The 26,264-nt window shown below is 60.6% G+C and carries 22 protein-coding genes; 13 read left to right on the forward strand and 9 right to left on the reverse strand.

Annotation, left to right across the window (positions count from 1 at the left end; translation table 11 throughout):
• The first annotated feature begins 54 nt into the window (after nt 1–54).
• Complete coding sequence (locus tag BFW87_RS27880) at nt 55–459, forward strand: thioredoxin family protein (protein ID WP_078742931.1); 405 nt, start codon at nt 55–57, stop codon at nt 457–459.
• Here the strand turns inward: BFW87_RS27880 and BFW87_RS27885 are convergent.
• From BFW87_RS27885 to rpiB, 3 genes are all read right to left on the reverse strand, one after another.
• Nucleotides 442–2,007 (reverse strand): TerC family protein, encoded by a 1,566-nt coding sequence (locus BFW87_RS27885; RefSeq protein ID WP_078742932.1) that lies wholly within the window; start codon nt 2,005–2,007, stop codon nt 442–444. The genes BFW87_RS27880 and BFW87_RS27885 overlap by 18 nt on opposite strands.
• Nucleotides 2,008–2,608: 601 nt before the next feature.
• Nucleotides 2,609–3,589 carry a sugar-binding transcriptional regulator gene (locus BFW87_RS27895; RefSeq protein ID WP_017135920.1) on the reverse strand — a complete coding sequence of 327 codons (981 nt, stop codon included), beginning with the start codon at nt 3,587–3,589 and terminating at the stop codon, nt 2,609–2,611.
• 63 nt (nt 3,590–3,652) lie between these two features.
• On the reverse strand, nt 3,653–4,114 hold the full coding sequence (gene rpiB / locus BFW87_RS27900) for a ribose 5-phosphate isomerase B (RefSeq protein WP_078742934.1): 462 nt from the start codon (nt 4,112–4,114) through the stop codon (nt 3,653–3,655).
• A gap of 283 nt (nt 4,115–4,397) precedes the next feature.
• Between rpiB and BFW87_RS27905 the strand changes: the two genes are divergently transcribed.
• The 7 genes from BFW87_RS27905 (at nt 4,398) to dhaL (ending at nt 11,749) form a co-directional block, all read left to right on the forward strand.
• Nucleotides 4,398–5,885 (forward strand): sugar ABC transporter ATP-binding protein, encoded by a 1,488-nt coding sequence (locus BFW87_RS27905; protein ID WP_078742935.1) that lies wholly within the window; start codon nt 4,398–4,400, stop codon nt 5,883–5,885.
• Complete coding sequence (locus tag BFW87_RS27910; RefSeq protein ID WP_078742936.1) at nt 5,882–6,859, forward strand: ABC transporter permease; 978 nt, start codon at nt 5,882–5,884, stop codon at nt 6,857–6,859. The genes BFW87_RS27905 and BFW87_RS27910 overlap by 4 nt, the downstream gene beginning before the upstream one ends.
• A 34-nt stretch (nt 6,860–6,893) precedes the next feature.
• Nucleotides 6,894–7,901, forward strand: a complete 1,008-nt coding sequence (locus BFW87_RS27915) for a substrate-binding domain-containing protein (protein WP_078742937.1) — start codon at nt 6,894–6,896, stop codon at nt 7,899–7,901.
• Nucleotides 7,902–8,047: 146 nt separating this feature from the next.
• A complete protein-coding gene (locus BFW87_RS27925; RefSeq protein ID WP_078742939.1) occupies nt 8,048–8,803 on the forward strand; it encodes an SDR family oxidoreductase in 756 nt (251 codons plus the stop codon).
• Between the two features lie 25 nt (nt 8,804–8,828).
• Nucleotides 8,829–9,944, forward strand: coding sequence for an MDR/zinc-dependent alcohol dehydrogenase-like family protein (locus tag BFW87_RS27930; protein ID WP_078742940.1), 1,116 nt, complete (start codon nt 8,829–8,831; stop codon nt 9,942–9,944).
• 155 nt (nt 9,945–10,099) lie between these two features.
• A complete protein-coding gene (locus BFW87_RS27935) occupies nt 10,100–11,101 on the forward strand; it encodes a dihydroxyacetone kinase subunit DhaK (protein WP_078742941.1) in 1,002 nt (333 codons plus the stop codon).
• 3 nt (nt 11,102–11,104) lie between these two features.
• A complete protein-coding gene (gene dhaL, locus BFW87_RS27940) occupies nt 11,105–11,749 on the forward strand; it encodes a dihydroxyacetone kinase subunit DhaL (protein WP_078742942.1) in 645 nt (214 codons plus the stop codon).
• 192 nt (nt 11,750–11,941) lie between these two features.
• Here dhaL and BFW87_RS27945 read toward each other — a convergent pair whose 3' ends face one another.
• Nucleotides 11,942–12,811 (reverse strand): LysR substrate-binding domain-containing protein, encoded by an 870-nt coding sequence (locus tag BFW87_RS27945; protein ID WP_078742943.1) that lies wholly within the window; start codon nt 12,809–12,811, stop codon nt 11,942–11,944.
• 150 nt (nt 12,812–12,961) lie between these two features.
• Between BFW87_RS27945 and BFW87_RS27950 the strand changes: the two genes are divergently transcribed.
• Nucleotides 12,962–14,494, forward strand: coding sequence for an MFS transporter (locus tag BFW87_RS27950; RefSeq protein WP_078742944.1), 1,533 nt, complete (start codon nt 12,962–12,964; stop codon nt 14,492–14,494).
• Nucleotides 14,495–14,614: 120 nt separating this feature from the next.
• Here the strand turns inward: BFW87_RS27950 and sohB are convergent, their stop codons facing one another.
• A complete protein-coding gene (gene sohB, locus BFW87_RS27955) occupies nt 14,615–15,640 on the reverse strand; it encodes a protease SohB (RefSeq protein WP_078742945.1) in 1,026 nt (341 codons plus the stop codon).
• A gap of 194 nt (nt 15,641–15,834) precedes the next feature.
• Between sohB and BFW87_RS27960 the strand changes: the two genes are divergently transcribed.
• The gene (locus BFW87_RS27960) at nt 15,835–16,545 is read left to right on the forward strand and encodes a histidine phosphatase family protein (RefSeq protein WP_078742946.1); all 711 of its coding nucleotides are present in this window, start codon (nt 15,835–15,837) and stop codon (nt 16,543–16,545) included.
• A gap of 56 nt (nt 16,546–16,601) precedes the next feature.
• Nucleotides 16,602–16,916: an SCP2 sterol-binding domain-containing protein gene (locus tag BFW87_RS27965; protein WP_016969749.1), complete on the forward strand. Its 315-nt coding sequence runs from the start codon at nt 16,602–16,604 to the stop codon at nt 16,914–16,916.
• 66 nt (nt 16,917–16,982) lie between these two features.
• Here the strand turns inward: BFW87_RS27965 and BFW87_RS27970 are convergent, their stop codons facing one another.
• The 3 genes from BFW87_RS27970 to BFW87_RS27980 form a co-directional block, all read right to left on the reverse strand.
• Nucleotides 16,983–17,609 carry a hypothetical protein gene (locus tag BFW87_RS27970; RefSeq protein ID WP_078742947.1) on the reverse strand — a complete coding sequence of 209 codons (627 nt, stop codon included), beginning with the start codon at nt 17,607–17,609 and terminating at the stop codon, nt 16,983–16,985.
• A 43-nt stretch (nt 17,610–17,652) separates the two neighbouring features.
• The gene (locus BFW87_RS27975) at nt 17,653–20,292 is read right to left on the reverse strand and encodes an MGH1-like glycoside hydrolase domain-containing protein (protein ID WP_078742948.1); all 2,640 of its coding nucleotides are present in this window, start codon (nt 20,290–20,292) and stop codon (nt 17,653–17,655) included.
• A gap of 157 nt (nt 20,293–20,449) precedes the next feature.
• Nucleotides 20,450–21,859: an OprD family outer membrane porin gene (locus BFW87_RS27980; RefSeq protein WP_078742949.1), complete on the reverse strand. Its 1,410-nt coding sequence runs from the start codon at nt 21,857–21,859 to the stop codon at nt 20,450–20,452.
• A gap of 288 nt (nt 21,860–22,147) precedes the next feature.
• Here BFW87_RS27980 and hglS point away from each other — a divergent pair, with 288 nt between their 5' ends.
• Nucleotides 22,148–23,524: a 2-oxoadipate dioxygenase/decarboxylase HglS gene (gene hglS / locus BFW87_RS27985; protein WP_078742950.1), complete on the forward strand. Its 1,377-nt coding sequence runs from the start codon at nt 22,148–22,150 to the stop codon at nt 23,522–23,524.
• Between the two features lie 157 nt (nt 23,525–23,681).
• Here hglS and BFW87_RS27990 read toward each other — a convergent pair whose 3' ends face one another.
• A complete protein-coding gene (locus BFW87_RS27990) occupies nt 23,682–23,906 on the reverse strand; it encodes a DUF465 domain-containing protein (protein ID WP_078742951.1) in 225 nt (74 codons plus the stop codon).
• Between the two features lie 175 nt (nt 23,907–24,081).
• On the opposite strand from BFW87_RS27990, the gene tkt reads away from it, so the two are divergent.
• Nucleotides 24,082–26,139: a transketolase gene (tkt, locus tag BFW87_RS27995; RefSeq protein ID WP_078742952.1), complete on the forward strand. Its 2,058-nt coding sequence runs from the start codon at nt 24,082–24,084 to the stop codon at nt 26,137–26,139.
• Nucleotides 26,140–26,264: the final 125 nt, after the last annotated feature.

Below are 26,264 nucleotides of genomic sequence, written 5' to 3' on the forward strand. Positions count from 1 at the left end.
CACTCGATTTAGCGTGACGACAAAGCAGCCTGATCAGGCTGACAGGAGGTCGCCATGAGTGAAATGCCAACAGTTGCCGAAAACTTCGAACGTTATAGACGTGCGCTGAAAACTCATCCGCTGGTTATCGTGGTGTTCAAATCTCTAGACTGCCAGTTATGCATGGGGCTCGGCCCCTGCTTCAAGCGAATTGCCGAGCAGTACGCCGATCAAGTGGAGAGCTTTATCTTCGACACTGAACACATCCCGAAAGTGGACGACGTTGAAGGAACCCCCACCCTCAAGGTATTCAAAAATGGCAAGGAGGTTGAATCACTCCTGGGGCTTGGCTTGCCAGGTGAACAGCAGAAAGCCCTCCTGGAAGAGGTGTTCGACGAGTACGCCAACACCCTTGAGCCTTCCTCGGGCCTTCCTGCTCAACACCAACAGGCGGGGTCGGGCTTAGGCTTCAGCCACTAAAGGCACCAGAACCACCTGCGTCACCCGCCGCTCCTCCACTGCCGCCACCGTCAGGCGCCAGCCTTCATGCTCCAGGCTGTCGCCCACCACCGGCAAGCGGTCCAGCAGGCTCATCATCAGGCCGGCCAACGTCTGGTAATCCTCGGTAGCCGCCGCCTGAAAACCGGTGCGCTGGCGTATCAGGTTGAGGTTCAAGGCGCCATTGGCACGAAAACCGTCACCCTCCTCGACAATATCCGGCCCCTCAATTTCACTGGCATCCGGCAACTCACCGGCGATGGACTCGAGAATGTCAGTCATGCTCAACACGCCCATGAAGTCACCGAATTCGTTGATCACAAAGGCAATGTGGGTCGACTCCTGGCGCATCTGCTCCAGGGCGTTGAGGATCGAAAAACTCTCCAGCAGGTTGATCGCGCGGCGCGCCAGGTGCTCAAGGTTGGGCTCGTTGCCGGCCAGGTATTCCTTAAGCAATTCCTTTTTATGCACGAAACCCAGTGGCTCATCGACAGCACCGTTGCGGATCAAGGGCAACCGAGAGTAGGACGAATGCATCAGTTTCAGGCGAATAGTGTCGGGATCGTCCGCCAGATCAATGCAGTCCACCTTGGCCCGTGGCGTCATCAGCGTGCGAATCGGCCGCTCGGCCAGTTGCAGCACACCACTGATCATCACGCGTTCACGTCGATCAAACAGCGGGCCCTGGCTGGCGTCCGGCTCGCCGAGCAAATCGGCCACCTCGTCATCCACGCCTTCCACGGCCAGGCTGCGACCACCCAGCAAACGCATCACCGCGTGGGCCGTGCGCTGACGCACCGGCAAGGTGCCCTGCGCCGACTTCTTGCGGCGGGCGCGGGCAATCTGGTTGAACAGTTCGATCAGGATCGAGAAACCAATCGCCGCATACAGGTAGCCCTTGGGAATGTGGAAACCCAGGCCTTCGGCGGTCAGGGCAAAACCGATCATCATCAAAAAGCCCAGGCACAGCATGATCACCGTCGGGTGCGCATTGACGAAACGGGTCAACGGCTTGCTGGCCACGATCATCACGCCGATGGACACGATCACCGCGATCATCATCACCGCCAGCTCATCCACCATGCCCACGGCGGTAATCACCGCGTCGAGGGAGAACACCGCGTCGAGCACCACGATCTGCGCGACGATCGGCCAGAACATTGCATAGCCCACGTTGCCGGCACGCTGAGCTACATGCCCCTCCAGACGCTCATGCAATTCCATGGTGGCCTTGAACAACAGGAACACACCACCAAACAGCATGATCAGGTCACGGCCGGAGAAGCTCTTGTCGAATACCTCGAACAGCGGCTGAGTCAGGGTGACCAGCCACGAAATACTTGCCAGCAAGCCCAGGCGCATCAGCAAGGCCAGGGACAAACCGATCAACCGCGCACGGTCGCGCTGCTCCGGCGGCAGTTTGTCCGCCAGAATTGCGATAAACACCAGGTTGTCGATGCCGAGCACCAGTTCCAGCACAATCAAGGTCAACAGGCCGAGCCAGGCCGTTGGATCCGCTAACCATTCCATTTATAGAGTCTCGTGATTAATTTTCAGAATGCCGGGCACGGCAAAGCGCGATCAGTGGACCGGGAAGAGGTTAGCAGTCGGAATACGGGGTGCTTCAGCGGGAACAGCGGCAGCGGATGTCTCTGGGAAAGACGACTGGGGGGCTCCGAGAGGGTGTTCATGCAGGTCCTGAAATAACAAAAGGACCCGAATCGTACAGCCGAAACTCAAATTTCCCACAATGCAAAACTATTACAAGATCTGTAAAACTCAACACATCACCCCTGTGGGAGCTGGCTTGCCTGCGATGCAGACAACTCGGTCTGTCAGTAAAGCCGAGGGGATTGATCGTTCCCACGCTCTGCGTGGGAATGCCGCCCTGGACGCTCCGCGTCCCGAAGTCGGCGAGCAGTTAAGGTCCTGCGCCAGGTGACGCAGAGCGTCACAGGATGCATTCCCACGCAGAGCGTGGGAACGATCGGTAAAACCCAACACATCCCCTCTGTGGGAGCTGGCTTGCCTGCGATGCAGACAACTCGGTCTGTCAGTAAAGCCGAGGGGATGCTATCGCAGGCAAGCCAGCTCCCACAGAAGCCAGCTTTATCATTTTGAACGGGTTGAATCAGGACTTTCGGGTGGCATCATCCAACGCCAGGATGGTGTGCGCATTCGTCACCGTCGTCGCCAACGTATTAATCACCCCCGACCGCAACGCCCCCAGCGTCGCCGCCGCCTTGGTGTTCTCACTGGCGATCGCCACCACATCCGGAATGCGAAACAGCTCCTGCACCGTCAGCCCGATCACCCGCCCTTGAATCGCATTGACCGCCGGTTGCCCGTGAATGTCGATAAAGTCATAGCCCATCATGTCACCCACGGTGCCGGACAACCGCGCCTGGGCGATTTCCTGCGGTGAGAACCAGCCCATGCGCACCATGTTGCTGTTCTCGCTCATGTCACCAATGCCGATCAGCGCGATATCCGCGCGCCGCGCACGGTCCAGGGTCGAGCGCACCGTGTCGTTGTTGATCAACACGCCGCGCAGTTCTGGGTTGGCCACCAGCGCCGGGGCGTACAGGCTTTCACTCTCGCCGCCAAAGCGCAGGGCCAGGCGCCGGCAGATATGGTCGGGGTTCATGTATTCGCCAGCCTTGAGCGAACCGCCGATGGCGCACACAAACGTGCAGTTACGCGTCACTGGCAAAAACACGTTATCGGCCACCGCACCGACATTACGCCCCATGCCCACGGCGACAATCATGCCGTCGCTGAGGGTTTTATTCAGGTAGTTGGCCACCAGGCTGGCGACGGCCGAACGCTGGGTGTCGGGCTCACTGTGGTCGACCGCAATCAGTGCGCGATCAAGCTTGAAGCGCTCCACCAGCGCACGCTCCAGCTCGTTGTTCATGGCCGGGTGCTGCAACACGCGCACCTCGACAATCCCTTCATCGCGCGCACGTTTGAGCAAGCGGCTGACTTTCGCGCGCGACAGGTCGAAGCGCTTGGCGATGGCTTCCTGAGTGACGTTCTCAAGGTAATAGAGCATCGCCACTTCGGTCATTTGATCGATATCGCTGGCAATGCGCTGGGTACTGTCACTCATGGGGACGGGCTTCCGTTTCGACGTCAAAGGCGCATTCTCCCGACTCTTGCCCCGTTCCGTCCACTACTGATGCCCGTCACGCTCAATCGCGTTGATACGGTCGACCTTGGCCCCGGAGCGCGCGGCTTCGAACTCCGATTCGAGGAACGCCTTGACGATACTTTTGGCCAGCTCGGCGCCGATCACCCGCGCGCCGATGGACAGGATCTGCGCATCGTTGCTCTTGCGTGCGCGCTCCGCCGAATAGGTGTCGTGAGCCTGCGCCGCGCGAATGCCCAGCACCTTGTTGGCCGAAATCGCCATGCCGATCCCGGTGCCGCACACCAATACGCCCAGGCGTTGTTGCCCGGCATTGATGGCGGTGGCCACGGCCAGGGCGATGTCCGGATAGAGCACCGGCGCAATTGAATGGGTGCCGAAGTCGGTCACCGGGTAACCCAACGCCTCGATATGGCGTTTCAACAGCTCTTTGAGCTCAAAACCCGCTTCATCGCATCCGATAGCCACCGGGAAAGGTGTGTTCATGGCGTCTGGCTCCGCTGCCGTGATCGTACTTATGACTGATCATATGATCATTCAGTGAAATTTCGCTCAGTCATTTCGCGTGCATTGAGCCCTTCGTGTCAAGCAGCTTTTAACTGACTCGGCAGTCAAACGCCTCTATACAGGCGAATTTCAGCCAGAAGATGAGAATCACCTCATTTACATTAAAGAGATTGACTGATCAGAATTTCATTTGATACACATATGCTCACAGCGAAACATGACTGTGCGACCTAATAAGAATTCACAGCACGAGGACACGCCGATGGCCACGCCATTACTGCTCCAGGCTGAACACGTCGCCAAGGCTTACGCCGGGGTACCCGCCCTGCGTGACGGGCGCCTCTCTCTGCGGGCCGGCAGCGTCCATGCGTTATGCGGAGGCAATGGCGCAGGCAAGTCGACTTTTCTGAGCATCCTGATGGGCATCACCCAGCGTGACGCCGGCAGCATTCTGCTCAACGGTGCGCCGGTGCAGTTCAACCGCCCGAGCGAAGCGCTGGCGGCGGGGATCGCGATGATCACCCAGGAACTGGAACCCATTCCCTACATGACCGTCGCCGAAAACATCTGGCTGGGCCGCGAGCCGCGCCGTGCCGGCTGCATTGTCGACAGCAAGACCCTCAACCGCCGCACCCGTGAGCTGCTCGAAAGCCTGGAATTCGACGTCGACGCGACCCGCCCCATGCACCGCCTGAGCGTGGCGCAGATCCAGCTGGTGGAAATCGCCAAGGCGTTCAGTCATGACTGCCAGGTGATGATCATGGACGAACCCACCTCGGCCATCGGCGAGCGCGAAGCCGAGACCCTGTTCAAAGCCATTCGCCGCCTCACCTCTCGCGGCGCCGGCATCATCTACGTATCGCACCGCTTGAGCGAACTGGCGCAGATCGCCGACGACTACAGCATCTTCCGCGACGGCGCCTTTGTGGAAAGCGGGCGCATGGCCGATATCGACCGCAACCACCTGGTGCGCGGCATCGTCGGCCAGGAACTGACACGCATCGACCACAAGGTCGGCCGCGAATGCGCCGCCAACACCTGCCTGCAAGTCGATAACCTGAGCCGCAACGGCGAGTTCCACGACATCAGCCTGCAACTGCGCCAGGGTGAAATCCTCGGCATTTATGGCCTGATGGGTTCCGGGCGCAGCGAATTCCTCAATTGCATTTACGGCCTGACCGTTGCCGATTCCGGCAGTGTCACTCTGCAAGGCAAGCCCATGCCCATCGGCCTGCCCAAGGCCACGATAGACGCGGGCATGTCGCTGGTCACCGAGGACCGCAAAGACAGCGGACTGGTGCTCACCGGCAGCATTCTGTCCAACATTGCGCTGTCGGCCTATAAGCGCCTCTCGAGCTGGTCGCTGATCAACGCACGCAAGGAAACCCAACTGGCGCAGGACATGGTCAAGCGCCTGCAGATCAAGACCAGCTCCCTGGAATTGCCGGTGGCCTCCATGAGTGGCGGCAACCAGCAGAAAGTGGTGCTCGCCAAATGCCTGTCCACCGAGCCGGTGTGCCTGCTCTGCGACGAACCCACGCGCGGCATCGATGAAGGCGCCAAGCAGGAGATCTACCACCTGCTCGACCAGTTCGTGCGCGCCGGTGGCGCCGCCATCGTGGTGTCTTCAGAAGCCCCGGAATTGCTGCACCTGAGCGATCGCATCGCCGTATTCAAAGGCGGCCGGCTGGTGACCATCAGCACCGACACCGCCCTTTCCCAGGAAGCCCTGTTGAGTCTTGCCTCATGAATGCCAAAACCATCGCAGCACCTGTTACCGCCGCGCCGCGCAATCGCCTGCGTTTATCCCTCGACCGTTTCGGCTTGCCGCTGGTGTTTATCCTGCTGTGTGTGGTGATGGCGTTTTCCAGCGAATACTTCATGACCTGGCGCAACTGGATGGACATCCTGCGCCAGACCTCGATCAACGGCATCCTCGCCGTGGGCATGACCTACGTGATTCTGACCAAGGGTATCGACCTGTCGGTGGGTTCGATCCTGGCCTTTGCCGGGCTGTGCAGCGCCATGGTTGCGACCCAGGGTTACGGCTTGCTCGCCGCCGTCAGCGCCGGAATGTTTGCCGGGGCGATGCTCGGCGTGGTCAACGGCTTTATGGTCGCCAACCTGTCGATCCCGCCATTTGTGGCCACCCTCGGCATGCTCAGCATCGCGCGGGGCATGACCTTTATCCTCAATGACGGCAGCCCGATCACCGACTTGCCTGACGCCTACCTGGCGCTGGGCATCGGCAAGATCGGCCCGATCGGCATCCCGATCATCATCTTCGCCGTGGTGGCGCTGATCTTCTGGATGGTGCTGCGCTACACCACTTACGGCCGCTACGTGTACGCGGTGGGCGGCAATGAAAAGAGCGCGCGCACCTCGGGCATTGGTGTGCGCAAGGTGATGTTTTCGGTGTACGTGGTTTCAGGTCTGCTTGCCGGATTGGCCGGCGTAGTGCTGTCAGCGCGCACCACCTCTGCCCTGCCCCAAGCCGGGGTTTCCTATGAGCTGGACGCAATTGCCGCGGTGGTGATTGGCGGCACCAGCCTCTCGGGCGGCACCGGCAGCATTGTCGGCACGCTGTTTGGCGCGCTGTTGATCGGCGTGATCAACAACGGGTTGAACCTGCTCGGCGTGTCCTCGTATTACCAGCAGGTCGCCAAGGGCCTGATCATCGTGTTCGCAGTACTGATCGACGTGTGGCGCAAGAAAAAACGCTAGAGAACGACCCACAACAATAACCGGAGTTCTACTTATGAAACTGGGTACCACCTTGGCCGCCGTGGCGGCTCTCTCCCTGCTCGCCAGCAGTATCGCAATGGCCGCCGACGGCAAGACCTACAAAATCGGTGCCGCCGTCTACGGCCTCAAGGGCCAGTTCATGCAGAACTGGGTTCGCGAGCTGAAGGAACACCCGGCGGTCAAGGACGGCACCGTGCAACTGACCGTGTTCGACGGCAACTACGACGCCCTGACCCAGAACAACCAGATTGAAAACATGGTGACCCAGCACTACGACGCCATTCTGTTCGTGCCGATCGACACCAAGGCCGGCGTGGGCACCGTCAAGCAAGCCATGAGCAACGACGTGGTGGTCATCGCCTCCAATACGAAAGTAGCCGATGCCTCCGTGCCGTATGTGGGTAACGACGACGTGGAAGGCGGCCGCCTGCAGGCCCAGGCCATGGTCGACAAGCTCAATGGCAAAGGCAACGTAGTGATCATCCAGGGCCCGATTGGCCAGTCGGCGCAAATCGACCGCGAAAAAGGTGAACTGGAAGTACTGAGCAAGCACCCGGACATCAAGATCATCGAGAAGAAAACCGCCAACTGGGACCGCGCCCAAGCCCTGACGCTGACCGAGGATTGGCTGAACGCCCACCCCAAAGGCATCAACGGCGTGATCGCGCAGAACGACGACATGGCCCTCGGCGCCGTGCAGGCCTTGAAGTCTCACGGCTTGTCGTCCAAGGACGTGCCGGTTACCTCGATCGACGGCATGCCGGACGCGATCCAGGCGGCGAAAAAAGATGAAGTCACCACCTTCCTGCAAGACGCCCAGGCCCAATCCCAAGGCGCTTTGGACGTGGCACTACGCGCGCTGGCCGGCAAGGACTACAAGCCGCAGTCGGTGATTTGGGAGCGTTATGCCAAGGACGTGAAATGGGGCGACGGCACCGCCAAGAACTACATCCTGCCGTGGGTCCCGGTGACCAATGCCAATGCGGATGCGCTGTACAAGCAAGTCAGCGGCGGTAAGTAGGTATTGACTTGAAATAGGGTCAAGTGTGGGAGCTGGCTTGCCTGCGATGGCATCAACCGGGTGTAACTGACACACCGAGGTGCCTGCATCGCAGGCAAGCCAGCTCCCACATTGGATCTCCACTGTTTTCGAAAATGGAGTCATTCATGTCCGGTTTCTGGAACCAAGCCTTCGACCTCACTGGCCGTTGCGCGGTGATCACCGGCGGCGCCGCCGGTATCGGCCTGGCCTGCGCCACCCTGCTGGTGGAACGCGGTGCGCGCGTAGCCCTGCTCGACCGCGACCCGTCCGTGATCCAGGTCGCGGCCAGCCTGGGCAGCGGCCACTTGGGCATCGCCGTCGACCTCGGCCAGATCGGCCAGATACAGCACACCATCGATACCGTCTTCGAACACTTCCAACGCCTCGACTACCTGATCAACAGCGCCGGTGTCGTACTGCTCGACAAAGCCATCGACGTCAACGAAAGCGCGTGGGACACCACCCTGGACATCAACCTCAAAGCCAGCTTTTTCGTGGCCCAGGCCTGCGCCAGGCACATGCTCGCCCAAGGCAGCGGACGCATCGTCAACCTCGCCTCCCAGGCCGCGGTGATTGGCCTGGACCGTCACGTCGCCTATTGCGCAAGCAAGGCGGCCATCGTCGGCATGACCAAGGTATTGGCCATGGAATGGGCGCCGCAGATCAACGTCAACGCCATCTCCCCGACCATTGTCGAAACCGCGCTGGGCAAGAAAGCCTGGGCCGGTGAAGTCGGTGAAAAGGCCAAATTGCAGATCCCGGCGGGCCGCTTTGCCCAACCGGAAGAAATCGCCGGGCTGGCGTTGTACTTGCTCAGCGATGCCGCGCAGATGATCACGGGCGCCAACATGGTGATCGACGGCGGCTACAGCATTCAGTAATTCACTTTTGTCGTGAGGTTTTGTCATGTCCACTGTCACCGAACGCACACCTGAACACCTGTCCCCGGTCATCCCGAAAACCATGCAGGCCGTGGTCTGCCATGGCCCCGAAGACTACCGCCTGGAAACCGTCGACGTGCCCACCCCCGGGCCCGACGAGATTCTGACCAAGGTCGAGCTGTGCGGCATCTGCATGGGCGATATCAAGACCTATCGCGGCGCGCCGTCATTCTGGGGCGACGCCGAGCAACCGCGCTACGTGAAACCGCCGATGATTCCGGGGCATGAATTTGTCTGCCGCGTGGTCGCCCTCGGCCCTGGCGCAGAAAAGCGCGGCGTGAAGGTCGGCGACCGCGTGATCTCCGAACAGATCGTGCCGTGCTGGGGCTGCCGCTTCTGCAACCACGGCCAGTACTGGATGTGCCAGAAGCACGATTTGTATGGCTTCCAGAACAATGTGCAAGGCGCCATGGCCCAGTACATGATTTTTACCAAGGAAGGCATCATCCACAAAGTGCCGGAATCCATCGCGCCCGACGAGGCGATCCTGATCGAACCGCTCGCCTGCTCATTGCACGCCGCCGAGCGCGCCAATGTCGACCATGACGATGTCGTGGTGGTGGCCGGCGCCGGTACGCTGGGCTTGGGCATTATTGGCGCCGTGCGCCTGCGCAATCCGAAAAAGCTCATCGTGCTCGACATGAAACCCGAACGCGCCGCCCTCGCCCTGCGCATGGGTGCCGACGAAGTGTGGAACCCGGCGGAAGTCGACGTGATGGCCAAAATCCGCGAGATCACCGACGGTTATGGCTGCGACATCTATATCGAAGCCACCGGGCACCACAAGGCGGTGAATCAGGGCCTGGCGATGCTGCGCAAGCTGGGGCGCTTCGTCGAATTCAGCGTGTTTAATGACGAGGCCACGGTAGATTGGTCGATCATCGGCGACCGCAAGGAACTGGACATATTGGGCTCGCATTTGGGGCCGTATATGTACCCGCGCGCGATCGACTTTATCGGCAACCGCAAGATCGACATGCGCGACGTGGTGACCCATAAATTCGCGCTGGCGGATTTCAAGGAAGCGTTTGCGGTGATGGAGCGTGGGGACAAGTCGCTCAAAGTGGTGCTGGAACCGTAAGAACACTACCAGTCCAAATGTGGGAGCGGGCTTGCTCGCGAAAGCGGAGTGTCAGTCAACATATGCATCAACTGAACCACCGCTTTCGCGAGCAAGCCCGCTCCCACATTAGATTGTTGTTACCCAAATAGAATAAGAACACAGGAACCCGCGTTATGAATCGAGTCATCAACGATCCGGACCAAGTGGTCGAGGACATGCTGCGCGGCATCCTGGTCGCGCACCCTGAACTGCGCCAATACGAAACCAACCCACGGGTGATCGTCAAAGCCAAACCTTCTGCGCACGGCCGCGTTGGCATCGTCACCGGCGGCGGCTCGGGCCATGAACCGGCCTTTCTCGGCTATGTCGGCCCAGGCCTGGTGGACGCGGTGGCCGTCGGCGAAATCTTCTCCTCGCCCACCGCCAAGAGCTTCTTCGACGCCTTCCGCGCCGCCGACCATGGCGCGGGCGTGGCGTGCCTCTACGGCAACTACGCCGGCGACAACATGAACGTGAAACTGGCGATGAAAATGGCCGCCAGCAAAGACATGCGCATTCGCACCGTGGTCGCCAACGACGACGTGGCCTCCGCACCCAAGGCCGATATCGCCAAGCGTCGCGGCGTGGCCGGGGAAATTTTCATGTGGAAGATCGGCGGCGCCGCTGCTGCCCAGCATTACGACCTCGACGGGGTGATCCGCGTCGCGCAGAAAACCGTCGATAACTGCCGTTCCATCGGCATTGGCCTGACGCCCTGCACCATCGCCGCCGTGGGCAAACCGAACTTCCAGATTCCTGATGGCCAGATGGAACTCGGGATCGGCCATCACGGCGAGCCGGGCATTGAAGTGATCCCCATTGAATCCGCCGCCGCCATGGCTGAACGCATGCTCGCGCCAATCCTTACCGACCGCGATTTCAGCGCGGACGACAGTGTGGTGGTGCTGGTCTCGGGCCTCGGCGCCACGCCGGTGATGGAGCTGTATATTTTCTATGCCGAAGTCGAGCGCCAGCTCACGGCCAAGGGCCTGAAAATCCACCGCTGCTATGTAGGCAACTACTTCACCTCCCTGGAAATGATGGGCGTGACCCTGACCCTGCTCGGCCTCGACGCCGAGCTTAAAACCCTGATCGACCAACCCTGCCGCTCCATCGGCATGACCCAGGCGGAGTGAACCATGAGCCAGCACTTTTCTACCCGTGACGGTGGTGCCATCGTCAGCGACCTGGTCAGCGTGATCGTGGCCAACCGTGAATACCTCAGTGAAATCGACGGCGCCATCGGCGACGGCGACCACGGCATCAATATGGCCAAGGGCTTTGCCCATTGCGGGCGCACCATCGAAGGCCGCCAATTGACCCTCGCCGAAGCGCTGGATGAACTGACGCTGAGCCTGATGGAAGGTATCGGCGGCTCCATGGGGCCGCTGTATGGCAGCCTGTTTATCGGCATGGCCGATGAGGTGCGCGGCAGTGAAGCGATCGACGCTGCGACCTTTGCCCATTTGCTGCGCGGCGGTTTGACTTCGTTGCAGGACATTACCGAGGCAGGCGTGGGCGACAAATGCCTGATGGACACGTTGATTCCGGCGGTTGAGGCCTTTGAACGCGCGCAGGCAAGTGGAGCGTCGTTCCATGACGCGCTGGACGCCATGAAAGCCGCCGCGTCCCAAGGCCGAGACTCGACCAAAGACCTGATCGCAAAAATCGGCCGCGCCAGCCGTTTGGGCGAGCGTTCGCTGGGCGTGCTGGATGCCGGGGCGGTGTCGTGCTGCCTGATCCTCACGCGGTTGGCGGATTCAGTCCAACCCCGCCTCACCTGACACTGCCCCCCCCACCTTTGTGGCGAGCGGGCTATCTGTGGCGAGCGGGCTTGCCCCGCGTTGGGCTGCGTAGCGGCCCCAGTCAATTGGATGCGGTGTGTCAGGTTGAGCATGGTCGCACGGTAAAGGGGCCACTTCGCAGCCCAACGCGGGGCAAGCCCGCTCGCCACAACAGCCCGCTTGCCACAGGGGCTAGACGCCAATTTTGACCCGCTGGATATACCGCACCACCGCAGGCGCTTTCTCGAAGCGCCGGTGAATCAGCGACAGCCATGACGTGGCGTCATTGCCCTGCACAGGTCGATACACCACGCCCGGCAAACTCACATGCCCCACCATCGATGCCGGGACCACCGCCACGCCCTGCCCCAGCGACACCAGCGCGACAACGGCCACCAGCCCGCCCGGCTGCGGGCCCAGACGAGGAGCGAAGCCACCTTGCGCCGCCACATGCAGGGTGCCGCTGATTTGTTCCGGCAGGATGAAGGTCTCGTTTTGCAGGTGCTCGCAGTGAATGGCTTTCAACCCCAGCAGCCATGAGTCTTGGGGCAGCGCCAACACAAAACCTTCGCTGTCCAGGCGCACCGCCTCCACCCCATCGGGCAAGGTCATCGGTGAGCGGATATAACCGATGTCACACCGCCCATCCGCCACGGCAGCCGTTAAAGTAGCCATCGCGCATTCGCGCACATTCACGCTGATGTCAGGGAATGCCTGAGTGAACGCCTGCATCTGCCGCTGCAACAGCCCGCAATAAACTGCGGAGGCCACGTAGCCCATTTCGATATGACCGATCTCGCCACGCCCGGCGCGCTGCGCATTGCGTTGAGCGAACTCGAACTGACGCACGGTGGCCTCGGCCTCTGTCAGCAACGCCGCGCCCGCTTCAGTGAGGCCGACTTCGCGCTGCTGGCGGATAAACAAACGCGCGCCCAGCTCCGTTTCCATGTCCTGAATCTGCCGACTCAGGGTGGGCGGCGCGATGCCCAACTGCTCGGCCGCGCGCGTGAAGTTGCGTTGCCGGGCAACGGCAAGAAAGTAACGGAAGTGGCGGATTTCCATCGCGGTATTAGCTCAAAGGTAATTAAGAGTGGTGTGGCGGCTAATAAAGACAGCACCCGTCGGGGATAAGCTCGTAATACCTCAACACTAGAGAGCCTATGCGATGCACGTCAACTGCCTTTTCCGTATTGCTTGTAAGGTAATTCAACCATGAAGCAGGTCAGCCCACGCCTCACGCTGCTCACCGCCTCCGGCGTCTGCTCGCTGATTGTGCTCGACACCAATATCGTCGCCGTAACCTTGCCGAGTATCGCCCGCGACCTGGGGGCCAACTTCGCTGATATCGAGTGGGTGGTCAGTGCCTATATGCTGGCTTTTGCCGCGCTGCTGTTACCGGCGGGGAGTATTGCCGACCGCTTTGGCCGCAAGAAATCGCTGGTGTGGGGCCTGAGCATTTTTATCCTGGCCTCACTGGGCTGCGGCGCCGCGCCCAATGCGCTGTTCCTCGACATTGCCCGCGCCGTGAAAGGCGTGGGCGCGGCCTTGCTGCTGACGTCGGCGCTGGCCTCTATCGGTCACACCTTCCACGATGAAGTGGAGCGCGCGAAGGCCTGGGCGTTCTGGGGCGCGTGCATGGGCGTGGCGATGACCGCCGCGCCGACCCTGGGCGGTGTGATCACTCAGTACCTGGGCTGGCGCTGGATCTTCTATCTCAACCTGCCCGTGGGGCTGGCGCTGATTACGCTGGTACGGCACGCGATTGCGGAATCACGCGACACCCAATCCGCACGCCTGGACCCATGGGGCAGCCTGGCCTTCAGCGCCAGCCTGCTGTGCCTGATCTGGGGGCTGATCGAGGCCAACCGCATCGGCTGGGATAGCCCGCTGACTTATGCGCGACTGCTCGGCGGCGCTGTGTTACTGGGTGTATTTGTCATCGTCGAACGTGTGCAACAGCGACCCATGGTGGACTTGCAACTGTTTCGCCACCCGCGTTTTATCGGCGCTTTACTGGGGATGTTTGCTTACGCAGGCTGCGCCCAAGTGATGATGACGTTACTGCCGTTTTATCTGCAAAACGGTCTGGGCTTCTCGGCAATCGCGTCGGGCCTGGGCATGCTGCCATTTGCCCTGACCATGCTGATCTGCCCCAGGATCGGTGCGCGGCTGGCCGGTCGTTTTACCCCGGCAACCCTGATGGCAAGCGGTTTGACCCTGGTGGGTGGCGGCAACCTGTTGAGCGCCTGGGCGGTGAACGCAGGCGGCTACCTGCCGTTTGCCCTGGCGATTGCCGTGACCGGTGCGGGCGCCGGCCTGCTCAATGGCGACACGCAGAAAAACATCATGGCCTGCATACCCCGGGACCGCGCAGGGATGGGCTCGGGCATGAGTACCACCATGCGCTTCAGCGCGATCATGCTGGCCATCGGTGTGTATGGCGCCTTGTTGAGCAGCCACAGCGAGCGGTTGCTGAGTGCACGTATCGGCACACAGTGGCAGGCGCAGGTGGCGGGTATTGCATCGCGGGTGGTGGCGGGTGATATGCCGGCGGCCATGGATTTGTTGCCGGAATCGGCACGGGCGGTGGTGCAACCGCTGGCGCGGCAGGCGTTTGTGGGCGGGTTCAGCGGGGTGTTGTGGGTCGCAGGATGGTTGGGGTTGCTGGGGGCGCTGGTGGTGGGGATGTTGATGCGTAAACCGATCCCCTTGGCACAACAGTCCTCCGCGCCGACACCAACCTGAATGTGGGAGCGGGCTTGCCCGCGATTAAGGTGTGTCAGCCAACGAATGGATTGACTGAGCCACCGCCATCGCGGGCAAGCCCGCTCCCACAAGGGTATTACCTACATTCTGAAGACTGGGTTACCAGAACCGCTGCTGGGTCAACCGGCTCCACCAGGTCAACAGCACGCGGTCCACCGAACCGCTGGCCGCCAGGCCCACGCGCTCTTGCAGGCTTTTGCGCTCGGCATAGTGCAGGTGGAACACCTCGGCAGTCCTGGCCTTGGTGGCCAGGTACTCGTCGCTGGTTTGCAGCTCATCGACCAGCTGTTTGTCGAGAGCTGCAACACCCAGCCACACTTCGCCGGTCGCTACGTCATCAATCGCCAGCTGTGGGCGGTAGCGGGATACAAAGTTTTTGAACAGTTGATGGGTGATGTCCAGGTCTTCCTGGAACTTCTCGCGGCCCTTCTCGGTGTTTTCGCCAAACACCGTAAGGGTGCGTTTGTATTCGCCGGCGGTGAGCACTTCGAAGTCGATATCGTGCTTTTTCAGCAGGCGGTTCACGTTGGGCAACTGCGCCACCACGCCGATGGAGCCGAGGATGGCAAAGGGTGCGCTGATAATCTTCTCGCCGATGCACGCCATCATGTAGCCGCCGCTGGCGGCCACCTTGTCGATGCACACGGTCAATGGCACGCCGGCCTGGCGGATACGCGCCAGTTGCGAGGACGCCAAACCATAGCTGTGCACCATGCCGCCGCCGCTTTCCAGGCGCAGCACCACTTCGTCTTTAGGCGTGGCGAGGCTCAGCAGCGCGGTGATTTCATGGCGCAGGCTCTCGGTGGCCGAGGCCTTGATGTCGCCGTCGAAATCCAGCACGAACACCCGCGGCTTGGCTTCGGGTTTCTTCTTGCCTTTTTTCTTTTCGGTTTTGCTTTCGGACTTGCGCAGGGCCTTGAGCTGGTCCTTGTCGAGCAGGCTCGATTCCAGGCGTTCACGCAGGCCCTTGTAGAAATCGTTGAGCTTGCTGACCTGCAATTGGCCGGCGGATTTGCGACGCCCTTTGCTGCGCAGGGCGGCGAAGCTGATCAATACCACCAGAATAGCGACCACCAAAGTGACGGTCTTCGCCAGGAAACTCGCGTATTCAGCCAAAAAATCCATATGTCTCCTTAAAGAGTGCACTGCGCCAGGCGCGAATTGCCTCAGCATACCGGCGGCACGGCATTGGAGCCAGTCATCAAACCGCCACCAAGCGGGCTCTAACGAGCTTTTAAAACAAGCGTATGTTTTTTCATTGACAGCTCGCGGGCATCCTCATAACCTCGCCAGACTTTCAACGTACCGGGAAAACGGACGTGGGCAGCATCTATTTGATTCGACATGGCCAGGCCTCCTTCGGTGCAGACGACTACGACGTCCTGTCACCCGTCGGCGTGGAACAGGCGCAAGTGCTCGGCCGTCACCTGGCCGACCTGGGCTTGGCGTTCGACCGCTGCATCGCCGGCGACCTGCGCCGCCAGCAGCACACCGCCACGGCCGCCTTCGATCAATACGCCGCCCTCGGCTTGCCGGTGCCGCCCCTTGAAATCGACAGCGCCTTCAACGAGTTCGACGCCGAAGCCATCATTCGCGCCCTGCTCCCCGACCTGCTCAGCACTGAACCCCATGCGGTGGAAGTCTTGCGCAACGGCGCGCAGAACCGCAGTGAATTCCAGCGCATCTTCGCCCTGATCATCGAACGCTGGCTGGCCGGTACGTATGACCCGCCGGGCCTGGAGAGTTGGCTGGGGTTTGTCGAGCGCGTGCAAGGCGGCCTGCAGCGGATTCTGGACGCGGCTGACAACGCCGACAAGATCGCTGTGTTCACTTCCGGCGGCACCATCACAGCCCTGCTCCACCTGCTCACCCGAATGCCGGCTGCCCAGGCCTTCGAACTGAATTGGCAAATTGTTAACACCTCGCTCAACCAGCTGAAATTCCGCGGTCGCGAGGTGGCCCTGGCTTCCTTCAACGGTCATACCCACTTGCAACTGTTGAAGGCGCCGCAGCTCATCACTTTCCGGTGAATTGCGGCCAACCGTGACCCCAAGGTCACTGGACTCTACCTTAAAGGATCGAAACCATGACTGACGTAGCCAAAGCTGTAGAAGCAATGAAAGCCAAGTTCAACCCAGCCGCCGCTGACGGCCTGGACCTGGTGTTCGGTTTCCGCATCGACGACACCCAGAACTTCTCGCTGGTGGTCAAGAACAACACCTGTGAACTGCTGGAAGGCGAAAACCCTGACGCCCAAGTGACTCTGGTCACCGACGGCGAAACCATGGAAGGCATCGTCAGCGGCGACACCGACGGCATGCAGGCGTTCATGAGCGGCAAACTGCGCACCGAAGGCGACATGATGCTGGCGATGAAGCTGAGCGAACTGTTCCCGGCTTGATAACAGCGCGTTCAAAAAAAATCCCGCCAACGGCGGGATTTTTCGTTTCAGATTCAGGACAGCTGATCAGCGGCCCGTAGCAGCATCGATCTCCTCGAACGCCTTCAGGTGCTCAGGCTTGCCTTCCGTGCCGTAGCGGTTGATCAGCATCCCCTCACCCGCTCTCTCCGTGAATTCTCCGGACTCCAGGTCCCGGCCAACCACAACCAGGTACTTGTTGCGGCCCACGCGCACATACACGTTGTAGCAGTCCATCGGTTGGTCGTCCGTCAGGAAGAGGCTGTAGGCGTAACGTGCTCGACGTGTCAGTTGAGGCCACTGGTTTTCCAGCACCGTGGAATCGCCTTTTTCACCAAAATTATCTATTGCACGGATGGCTTTTTCGACCAACGCATCATTTTCACTGGCGCTGAGGAGTGGCGGCTTGATTCTGGTCATTTTGCGCAGCGAATCAGGGTCTACCTCCAACTCTTTTTCATCATCGGTGAGCGTAACGGCGTCAAGACGGTAGGTGCCATTTTTGATCCACTTCGTCGCATCGGCGCTGTCGGACGCCTGACACTGCACGCACTTTGCCCTCGTCGAATCTGCACTGGCGCCGCCAGCGTACAGGTACGCGACAAAGGCACCGGCGCCAATCACCAAGGCGCCGAAGAGTTTGACGGGGGTTAACGCAGTGGCGATTTTCGCCATGATCTACATCCTTGTAAGGGTCGGGCCGGCGAATCTACCTGATTCAGGCCTTTAACGGAACATGCAGCAACAATGCCACCAACGCACTCCACCCAGTCTGATGCGAAGCCCCCAACCCACGCCCGGTCTCCCCATGGAAATATTCGTGGAACAACACCAGATCGCGGCTCGCAGGGTCAGCCTCCAGCTGCGCATACCCGGCCATTGAAGGGCGCAAGCCGTTTTCATCGCGTAGAAATAATCGGGTCAGACGTTGACTGAGGCTGTCCGCCACTTCCTCCAAAGAAGCCAAGTAACCGCTGCCCGTCGGGTATTCCACCGAAAAGTTGTCCGCGTAGTACCGGTGAAACTCACGCAGCGATTCGATCAGCATGTAGTTCACCGGCATCCACAACGGCCCGCGCCAGTTGGAGTTGCCGCCGTACAAACGCGAGTCGGATTCACCCGGCTGGTAACGCGCGCACAGCGTGTCGCCGTTCATCTTCAACGCCAGCGGTTGCTCGGCGAATGACTTGGACAAGGAGCGCACACCAAAGGCCGACAGGAACTCCTTGTCATCGAGCATGCGCCGCAGCAGGTCCTTGGTCCGTTCGCCGCGCAACAGCGCCAGCAACAGGCGGTTGCCCTGCCCCGGCTCATTCCAGCGCGACACCAGTTTGGCCAGGTCCGGCCGGTGCTTCATGAAACCCAACAAGCGTTCGCGCAACCCCTCCAGCCCTTCATGCTCACGCTGCTCCAGCACCAGCACTGCAAACAGCGGCATCAGGCCGACGATGGAGCGCAGGCGCACCGGCTCGTTCTGGCCGTCGGGACGGTGCAGCACGTCGTAGAAAAACAGGTCCTGCTCATCCCACAAGCCTTCGGCATTGTCGTCGACGCGGTTGATGGCGCCGGCGATGTAGAGGAAGTGCTCGAAAAACTTTACCGAGATATCCACGTACACCGCATTGCGCTTGGCCAGCTCCAGGCCAATGCGCATCAGGTCCAGCGCATAGGCGGCAACCCACGCGGTGCCGTCGGCCTGATCCAGCTGATAACCCGGCGGCAGCGTGGCCGAGCGGTCGAACAAGGCGATGTTGTCCAGGCCCAGAAAACCGCCCTGGAACAGGTTGCGACCTTCAGCGTCCTTGCGGTTCACCCACCAGGAAAAATTCAGCAGCAGTTTATGGAAAATCCGCTCCAGAAAATCCATGTCGCCTACACCGGTCAGCGCTTTGTCTTGCTGATACACGCGCCAACTGGCCCAGGCGTGTACCGGCGGGTTGGCGTCGTCAAAGCGCCATTCATATGCCGGCAACTGACCGTTGGGGTGCATGAAACGGTCTTTCACCAACAGCAGCAGCTGTTGCTTGGCGTAGCCCGGGTCGATCAGCGCAATCGCCACTGCCTGAAAGCCTTGGTCCCACGAGGCGTACCACGGGTATTCCCAGGTGTCGGGCATGGACAGGATGTCGAAGTTCGACAGGTGCCGCCAATGGGTATTGCGGATGTGCAGGCGCTCCGGCGGCGGCGCGGGTTGGGCCGGGTCGCCGTCGAGCCATTGGTTCACGTCGAAATAGTAGAGCTGTTTGGACCACAGCAAACCGGCCAGGGCCTGGCGCTGCACATTGCGCGCATCGTTATCGGCGATGCCTTGTTGCAGGGCTGCGTAGAAGTCATCAGCCTCTTGCCGGCGCGCTTCGAACAGCTTGCGTGCATTGACCTCGGGCGCGTCCGTGGGGGCAAAGCGCAGGTACAGGGTTTTGCTTTCCTGGCCCGCCAGCTCAAGGGTAAACCGCGCGGCCACCTTGGTGCCCGCGTCACGGCGAATGGCCGACTGGACGCCGTCCACCACGTAATCGTTGATGCCATCCTTGAACGTCCCGAGTGCCGCCAGCCCGTCCAGCTTGGGGTAGTTGCTTTCGTTTTCGCAGAACAGCCACTCCACCCCGTCCTGGCCCCAGGCGCTGAGGTGACGATCGGTCAGTTCGTGGTGACGGGCCAGCACGTGATCGCCCTCCAGCGTCAACTGCGGTTTGGCCGCGTCGAAGGTCCAGCTCCAGTCATTGCGCGCCCACAACTGCGGCAGCACCTGCAGGCGCGTCGGCTGGTCCGCGCGGTTATGCACGGTGACGCGCATGAAGATATCGTCGGGCTGATGCTTGGCGTATTCCACGCTGACATCGTAATAGCGGTTGTCCTCAAACACGCCGGTATCGAGCACCTCGTACTCGGCATCTTCGAGGCCGCGCCGGGCGTTTTCGTTGATCAGGTCGGCGTAGGGAAAGGCCGCGTGGGGGTATTTGTAGAGCATGCGCATGTAGGCATGGCTCGGCACGCCATCGACGAAAAAGTACAGCTCCTTGACGTCTTCACCGTGGTTGCCTTCAGCGTTGTTCAGGCCGAACAGGCGTTCCTTGATGATCGCATCGCGCTCGTTCCAGAGCGCCAGGCCCAGGCACCAGCGTTGCGCCTTGTCGCTGAAACCGGCCAGGCCGTCTTCGCCCCAGCGGTAGGCGCGGCTGCGGGCATGTTCATGAGGGAAGTACGTCCAGGCGTCGCCGTCTGCGCTGTAGTCTTCGCGCACCGTGCCCCATTGGCGTTCACTTAAATAAGGGCCCCACTCGCGCCAGCGTTCGGCGTCCGGGGTGGCCAGGCGTTGGCCTTCGATTGTTTCAAGGATGTGGGTGGGCGTAGCCGGCATCGGATCCTCCATCACTGACACAGTGACGGCCAGTGTAGAACCCATCCGCCTGCGGATGCACATGAAGAGTCACCCAGCCGCCAAAAAGACTGAAGGCCGCGGATGAGGCGGCCTTCAGTTTTACAGCACTCCAGATGGGGAGTTTTGCAGCGCGTTCTTAGAAGATCGCGTAGGTATAGTTGAAGATCAGGCGAGTTTGGTCCTGATCGGCAGTGCCGGTGTTGTGACCTTTGTAAGTACCGGTCCGGAACGTGGTGCCGAAGCCTTTGAGCGGGCCTTGCTGCACGACGTAATCCAGGCGGAAGTCGGTTTCATTTTCTTTCTGGTCAGCGCCGCCAGCCACTTTGGACTTGATGTCGGTACCGTCCAGGTAGGCGATGGATGCTTTCAGGCCCGGTACATAAGCCTTGAAGTCATAGGTGTACTGACCAAAGTTGACTTGCTCGCCAGCGCGGGAGAACTGCCCAACCACGGCGTCGGTGAACAGGTAGAAGTCGCTGCCGCCCGCGCCTTGTGCGTGAGGATCAGCGATGCTGCCCTGGTTGACCCAGACGAAGCCGCCGTCATCACTCACGCCGATGTGGCCGAGCATCAGGCTGCTGCCACCCAACTGGTAGGTGAACGCGGCGCTGTAGGTTTTGTTGTCCACTTCGCCTGCGTGTTTGGCATAGCCGCCGTTGTTGTTGAACGCGTAGCCGGCGGAGCCGTTCTTGCCGTCGCTGGTGCTGTCGAAGTAGCGCAGGTCAGTCTTGAACGACTGATCGTTGCCCAGCGGCAGTATGTGAACCAGGCCGAAGTAGTTCTGTTTGTAGAAGTCTTGCAGGTCGGCGTAGTAGTACTGCAACGTCAGGTTTTTAGCGATGGCGTTGTCGGACGAACCGAAAGGCTTGTAGTCCACACCGCCGAATTTGAAGTCGTCACTGTCGCGGGTCGCGCCGGCAACGCTCAAGCCGGTGGAGTTGCTGGACGCACGGCCTTCGGCCCGGTTCAACTCGCCACCGGTGAAGGTGACGTTCGGGATGTCGCTGGAGGTCAGGATGCCGCCATCAAAGGTCTGCGGCGCTACGCGGCTGTCGTTCGACACCAGAATAGGCAACACCGGGGCCAAACCGCCACCGACGTGCAATTCAGTCTGGGAAATGCGGAACTTCACGTTACCCGCAGCACGACCGAATGAGTCAGCCGGCTCGGTGCCGTTGTTTTTGGTCGGGAAGAAGCTGTTGCCGTTGCCGGACAAGCCTGGGCCCGCCGTGTGGCCATCGCCACCGTCCAGACGCAGGGCGCCGAACGCCATCACGTCGAAACCGACCCCGAGGGTGCCTTGGGTGAAGCCGGATTTGTAGTCAAAGCGCAGCAGTGTTGCTGCTTCGCGCAAATCGTTGCTGGTCCCCGAACGATTGTCTGCGCTGTAGTACATGGTCCGCGAGCTGATAGCTGCGTGGCTGTCTTCCAGGAAGCCGCTGTGTCCGGTACCTGTGCCCAGCGAACCCAGCCCGAAATCATCGGCGCTGGCTTGTTGTGCGAGCAAGGCGGCGGTGATGGATAACGCCAGTGTAGAAATTTTCATTAACGACGGCCCCTAAACATATTTTTATGTGCGGTGTGTGCAGAACAGCTTTCATCCCTAACAAACGTGACGATTGTTTCATGACGGCCCCGGCGCTCCTCGTGAAGAATTAGTTAGGAAAACCCCCTCGAAAATGAAATTTCACGGCCGCCGTTTTTTGTAATATTTGCGTCATTTCATTCGCTGAAAGAATGAAGTCCTGAAGATTCTTCGTTTGCGAAGCCGCGTCCAGCCCAACAAAATCCAGACAAAGGCTCTGCCTCCCCCAACGCGTTCAGGAATTTTTCTATGCCAACCGTCGCTTATGTCAGCCCCGACGACATCCGCAAGGGTTTCTCCAGGGCCATGTCCGACATGTACCGAGATGAAGTTCCACTGTATGGCGCGCTGATGGAGCTGGTGGCCGAGACCAATGCAGGGGTTCTGGAGGGCGATCAGGCACTGGCTGCGCACCTGCAACGCACCGGGGAAAACCAGCGTCTGGACATGGAACGCCACGGCGCCATTCGCCTGGGCACTGCGGCGGAATTGGCCACCATCGGCCGACTGTTTGCGGTGATGGGCATGCAGCCGGTGGGCTATTACGACCTGACGCCAGCGGGTGTGCCGGTGCATTCCACGGCGTTTCGTGCCGTGCATGAGCAATCACTGCAAACCAGCCCGTTTCGCGTGTTTACCTCTTTACTGCGCCTGGAACTGATCGAAAACCTTGAGCTGCGTGCGTTCGCCGAGCGTGCGTTGGCCAAACGCTCGATCTTTACGCCAGGCGCCCTGGCGCTGATCGAGAAGGCCGAACGGGATGGCGGCCTGAGCGCAGAAGACGCCGAAGCCTTCATCGGCCAGGCCCTTGAGACTTTCCGCTGGCACCACACCGCCACCGTCACCGGCGCTCAATACCAGCAGCTCAGCGACCAGCACCGTTTGATCGCCGACGTGGTCGCATTCCGTGGGCCGCACATCAACCACCTGACCCCTCGCACCCTGGACATCGATCAGGTGCAGGCCGCCATGCCCGGCAAAGGCATCACGCCCAAAGCCGTGATCGAAGGGCCGCCGCGCCGCCACTGCCCGATCCTGCTGCGCCAGACCAGCTTCAAGGCGCTCGACGAGCCCATCGCCTTCACTGACGCAAAGGGCAGCCACAGCGCGCGCTTCGGTGAAATCGAGCAACGCGGCGTGGCGCTGACGCCCAAGGGTCGCGCGCTGTATGACGAACTGCTGAACGCCGCGCGCGACGAACTGGGCGCTTTCCCGAATGAGGGCAACGCCACGCGTTATATGCAATTGATGGAGCAGCACTTCCAGGCGTTCCCGGATGACCACGCGCAGATGCGTGAACAGGATTTGGCCTACTTCCGCTACTTCGCCACCGAAAGAGGCCTGGCGGCACGCGGTGCAGCGGGCCAACCGCGCACGTTGGAAGCTCTGATCGCCGCGGGGCACGTCGATGTGGAGCCCTTGGTGTATGAGGATTTTCTGCCGGTGAGTGCGGCGGGGATCTTTCAGTCCAACCTGGGCGACACGGCGCAGAGTCACTACGCGGCCAATTCAAACAAGGCTGAATTCGAGCAGGCACTGGGGCGTCAGACGCTTGATGAATTGAAGTTGTATGGCGAGACGCAGCAACGCTCGATTGAGGCGTGTACGCAGGCGCTGCTGGCGTGAAATAGAGATGCCCACCCGGCTCACCAGCGCATTCCTTGCGCCGAAACAGCCCCCAGAGCCGAGTGGACGGGGCGCATCATATTCAGTCAAAAGCGCCTTGTCCCTCAGACAATTCTGAACAAATGTGTCCGCGGCCTGTAGGACCACGGACGCTCATTCACCCCAACCGTCCCACAATCTCGTCTTTGATCAACAGTCGCTTCTTCTTCAGCTTCTCCACGTCCTCATCGCTGGCAGTGGCCGCCTCGGCCTTGAGTACTTCGCCATCAGCCGCGTCGTATTGGGTGAACAGCGAGTCCAGCCGTTTATCACTCGCCCTGCGTTCGTGTACGACATCCTTGCTCAACCCCAAATCCTGATACAGGTCGTGTTTCACTGGCATGGAATACCTCCGCAAGTTGATCAATGGCCTACCCTCTTGAAGCTAGCCCATTGCACGGGGTCTTGTCATGTGCAGGATCAATCTGTCCCCGTTCGTCGCACCACGGGCGATGGGATCAAACCTTTGACGCAGCCTGCCCTCCACTGTAAATCGCCACCCGAGGGAGACCGGTTTCATGACTCACGCTGCCACCGCCGTCGACACCCAATGCATCAACACTCTTCGCACCTTGGCCATGGACGCCGTGCAGAAGGCCAACTCCGGCCACCCAGGCACGCCCATGGGCCTGGCGCCGGTGGGCTATACGCTGTGGAGCCGCTTCCTGCGTTACCACCCCGAACATCCCGACTGGCCCAACCGTGACCGTTTTGTGTTGTCGGTAGGGCACGCGTCGATGCTCCTGTATTCATTGCTGCACCTGGCCGGCGTGGTGGAGATTGACGCCCACGGCAAGCGTTCCGGCCAGCCTGCGATCAGCCTGGACGACATCAAGCAATTCCGTCAGGCCGACTCGAAAACCCCGGGCCACCCCGAATACCGCATGACCACCGGCGTGGAAACCACCACTGGCCCGCTTGGCCAGGGCTGCGCCAATAGCGTCGGCATGGCCATGGCCGAGCGCTGGCTGGGTAAGCGCTTCAATCGCGACGGCCAGGTGCTGTTCGACTACAACGTCTACACCCTGTGCGGTGACGGCGACATGATGGAAGGCATCAGCAGCGAAGCCGCGTCACTGGCCGGGCATTTGAAGCTGGAAAACCTGTGCTGGATCTACGACAACAACACCATCAGCATTGAGGGCCATACCGAGCTGGCGTTCAGTGAAGATGTGATCAAGCGTTTCCAGGCTTACGGCTGGCACACCTTGCACGTCACCGACGCCAACGACTTGCAGGCGCTGAGCACGGCGCTGGAAACCTTCCAGGCAAATACCGGCGCGCCAACCCTGATCGTGGTCGACAGCGTGATCGGCTACGGCTCGCCGCACAAACACAATACCTCTGCCGCCCATGGCGAGCCGTTGGGCGAGGAAGAAATTCGCCTGACCAAGGCGGCGTATGGCTGGCCCGAAGATTCCAGTTTCCTGGTGCCGGATGAAGCCCGCACCGTGTTGCGTGACGCGCTGCTCGAGCGAAGCCAACCGCTGTACGAGGCCTGGACCGGGCACCTGACGCAGCTTGAACAGTACGAACCGGAACTCGCCGACGAACTGCGCCGCATGCGCGCCGGGGAAATGCCGGAGCATTGGCAGGACGAATTGCCGAGTTATTCGGCGGATGCCAAAGGCGTTGCCAGTCGTGCGTCGGGCGGTGAAGTGCTGAATGCCTTCGCCCAACAGATCCCCTGGCTGCTCGGTGGTTCGGCGGATTTGTCGCCTTCGACCAAAACCAACCTCACCTTCGACGGCGCCGGGCGTTTCAGTGCTGACGACTACAGCGGGCGCAACCTGCACTTCGGCATCCGCGAGCACGCCATGGGCGCGATCGCCAACGGCATGGCGCTGTCGTACCTGCGGCCGTACACCTCGACGTTTCTAGTGTTCAGCGACTACATGAAACCGCCAATCCGGTTGGCGGCGATCATGGAGTTGCCGGTGGTGTTTGTGTTTACCCATGACTCGATTGGCGTGGGTGAAGATGGGCCGACGCACCAGCCGATCGAGCACTTGACCCAATTGCGCGCCACGCCTGGGCTGCTGACGCTGCGACCGGGTGATGCCAATGAAACGCTGGAACTGTGGAAGGTGGCGCTGGCGCAGACTCATCGGCCGAGTTGCCTGGTGTTGTCGCGCCAGGCTCTGCCGACCCTGGACCGTACGAAGTATGCGGCGGCGTCCGGTGCGGCCAAAGGCGCTTATGTGTTGGCCGCGGGTGAACAGCCGAAGGTGCTGTTGCTGGCGACGGGCAGTGAGGTCAGCCTGGCGGTGGCGGCTTATGAGCAGCTGAAAGCTGACGGGATTGCGGCGCAGGTGGTGTCGATGCCGAGCTGGGAGTTGTTTGAGGATCAGGATCAGGCGTATCGCGACAGCGTGTTGCCACGCGCCGTGAAAGCACGGGTGGTGGTGGAACAGGCTGGGCCTTTGGGCTGGGATCGGTATGTGGGGCAGTCGGGGGCCAAGGTGGTGATGAACAGCTTTGGTGCTTCGGCGCCGTTGCCCAAGTTGCAGGAGAAGTTTGGGTTTACGGTTGAGCATGTGGTGAGGGTGGCTAAAGAGCAGATTGGGTTGGGTTGAGATTGTGTATATATCCATTGTTTGGGTGATGGCTGATATGGGTTCCGCCCTTACGGCGGGTCACTTTTGGAAAAGAGCCCCAAAAGTAACCAAAAGGGCTCTTGCCCCAACACTCGGCACCTCGC

Source organism: Pseudomonas fluorescens, from assembly GCF_002022275.1.
GTDB lineage: Bacteria > Pseudomonadota > Gammaproteobacteria > Pseudomonadales > Pseudomonadaceae > Aquipseudomonas > Aquipseudomonas fluorescens_AJ.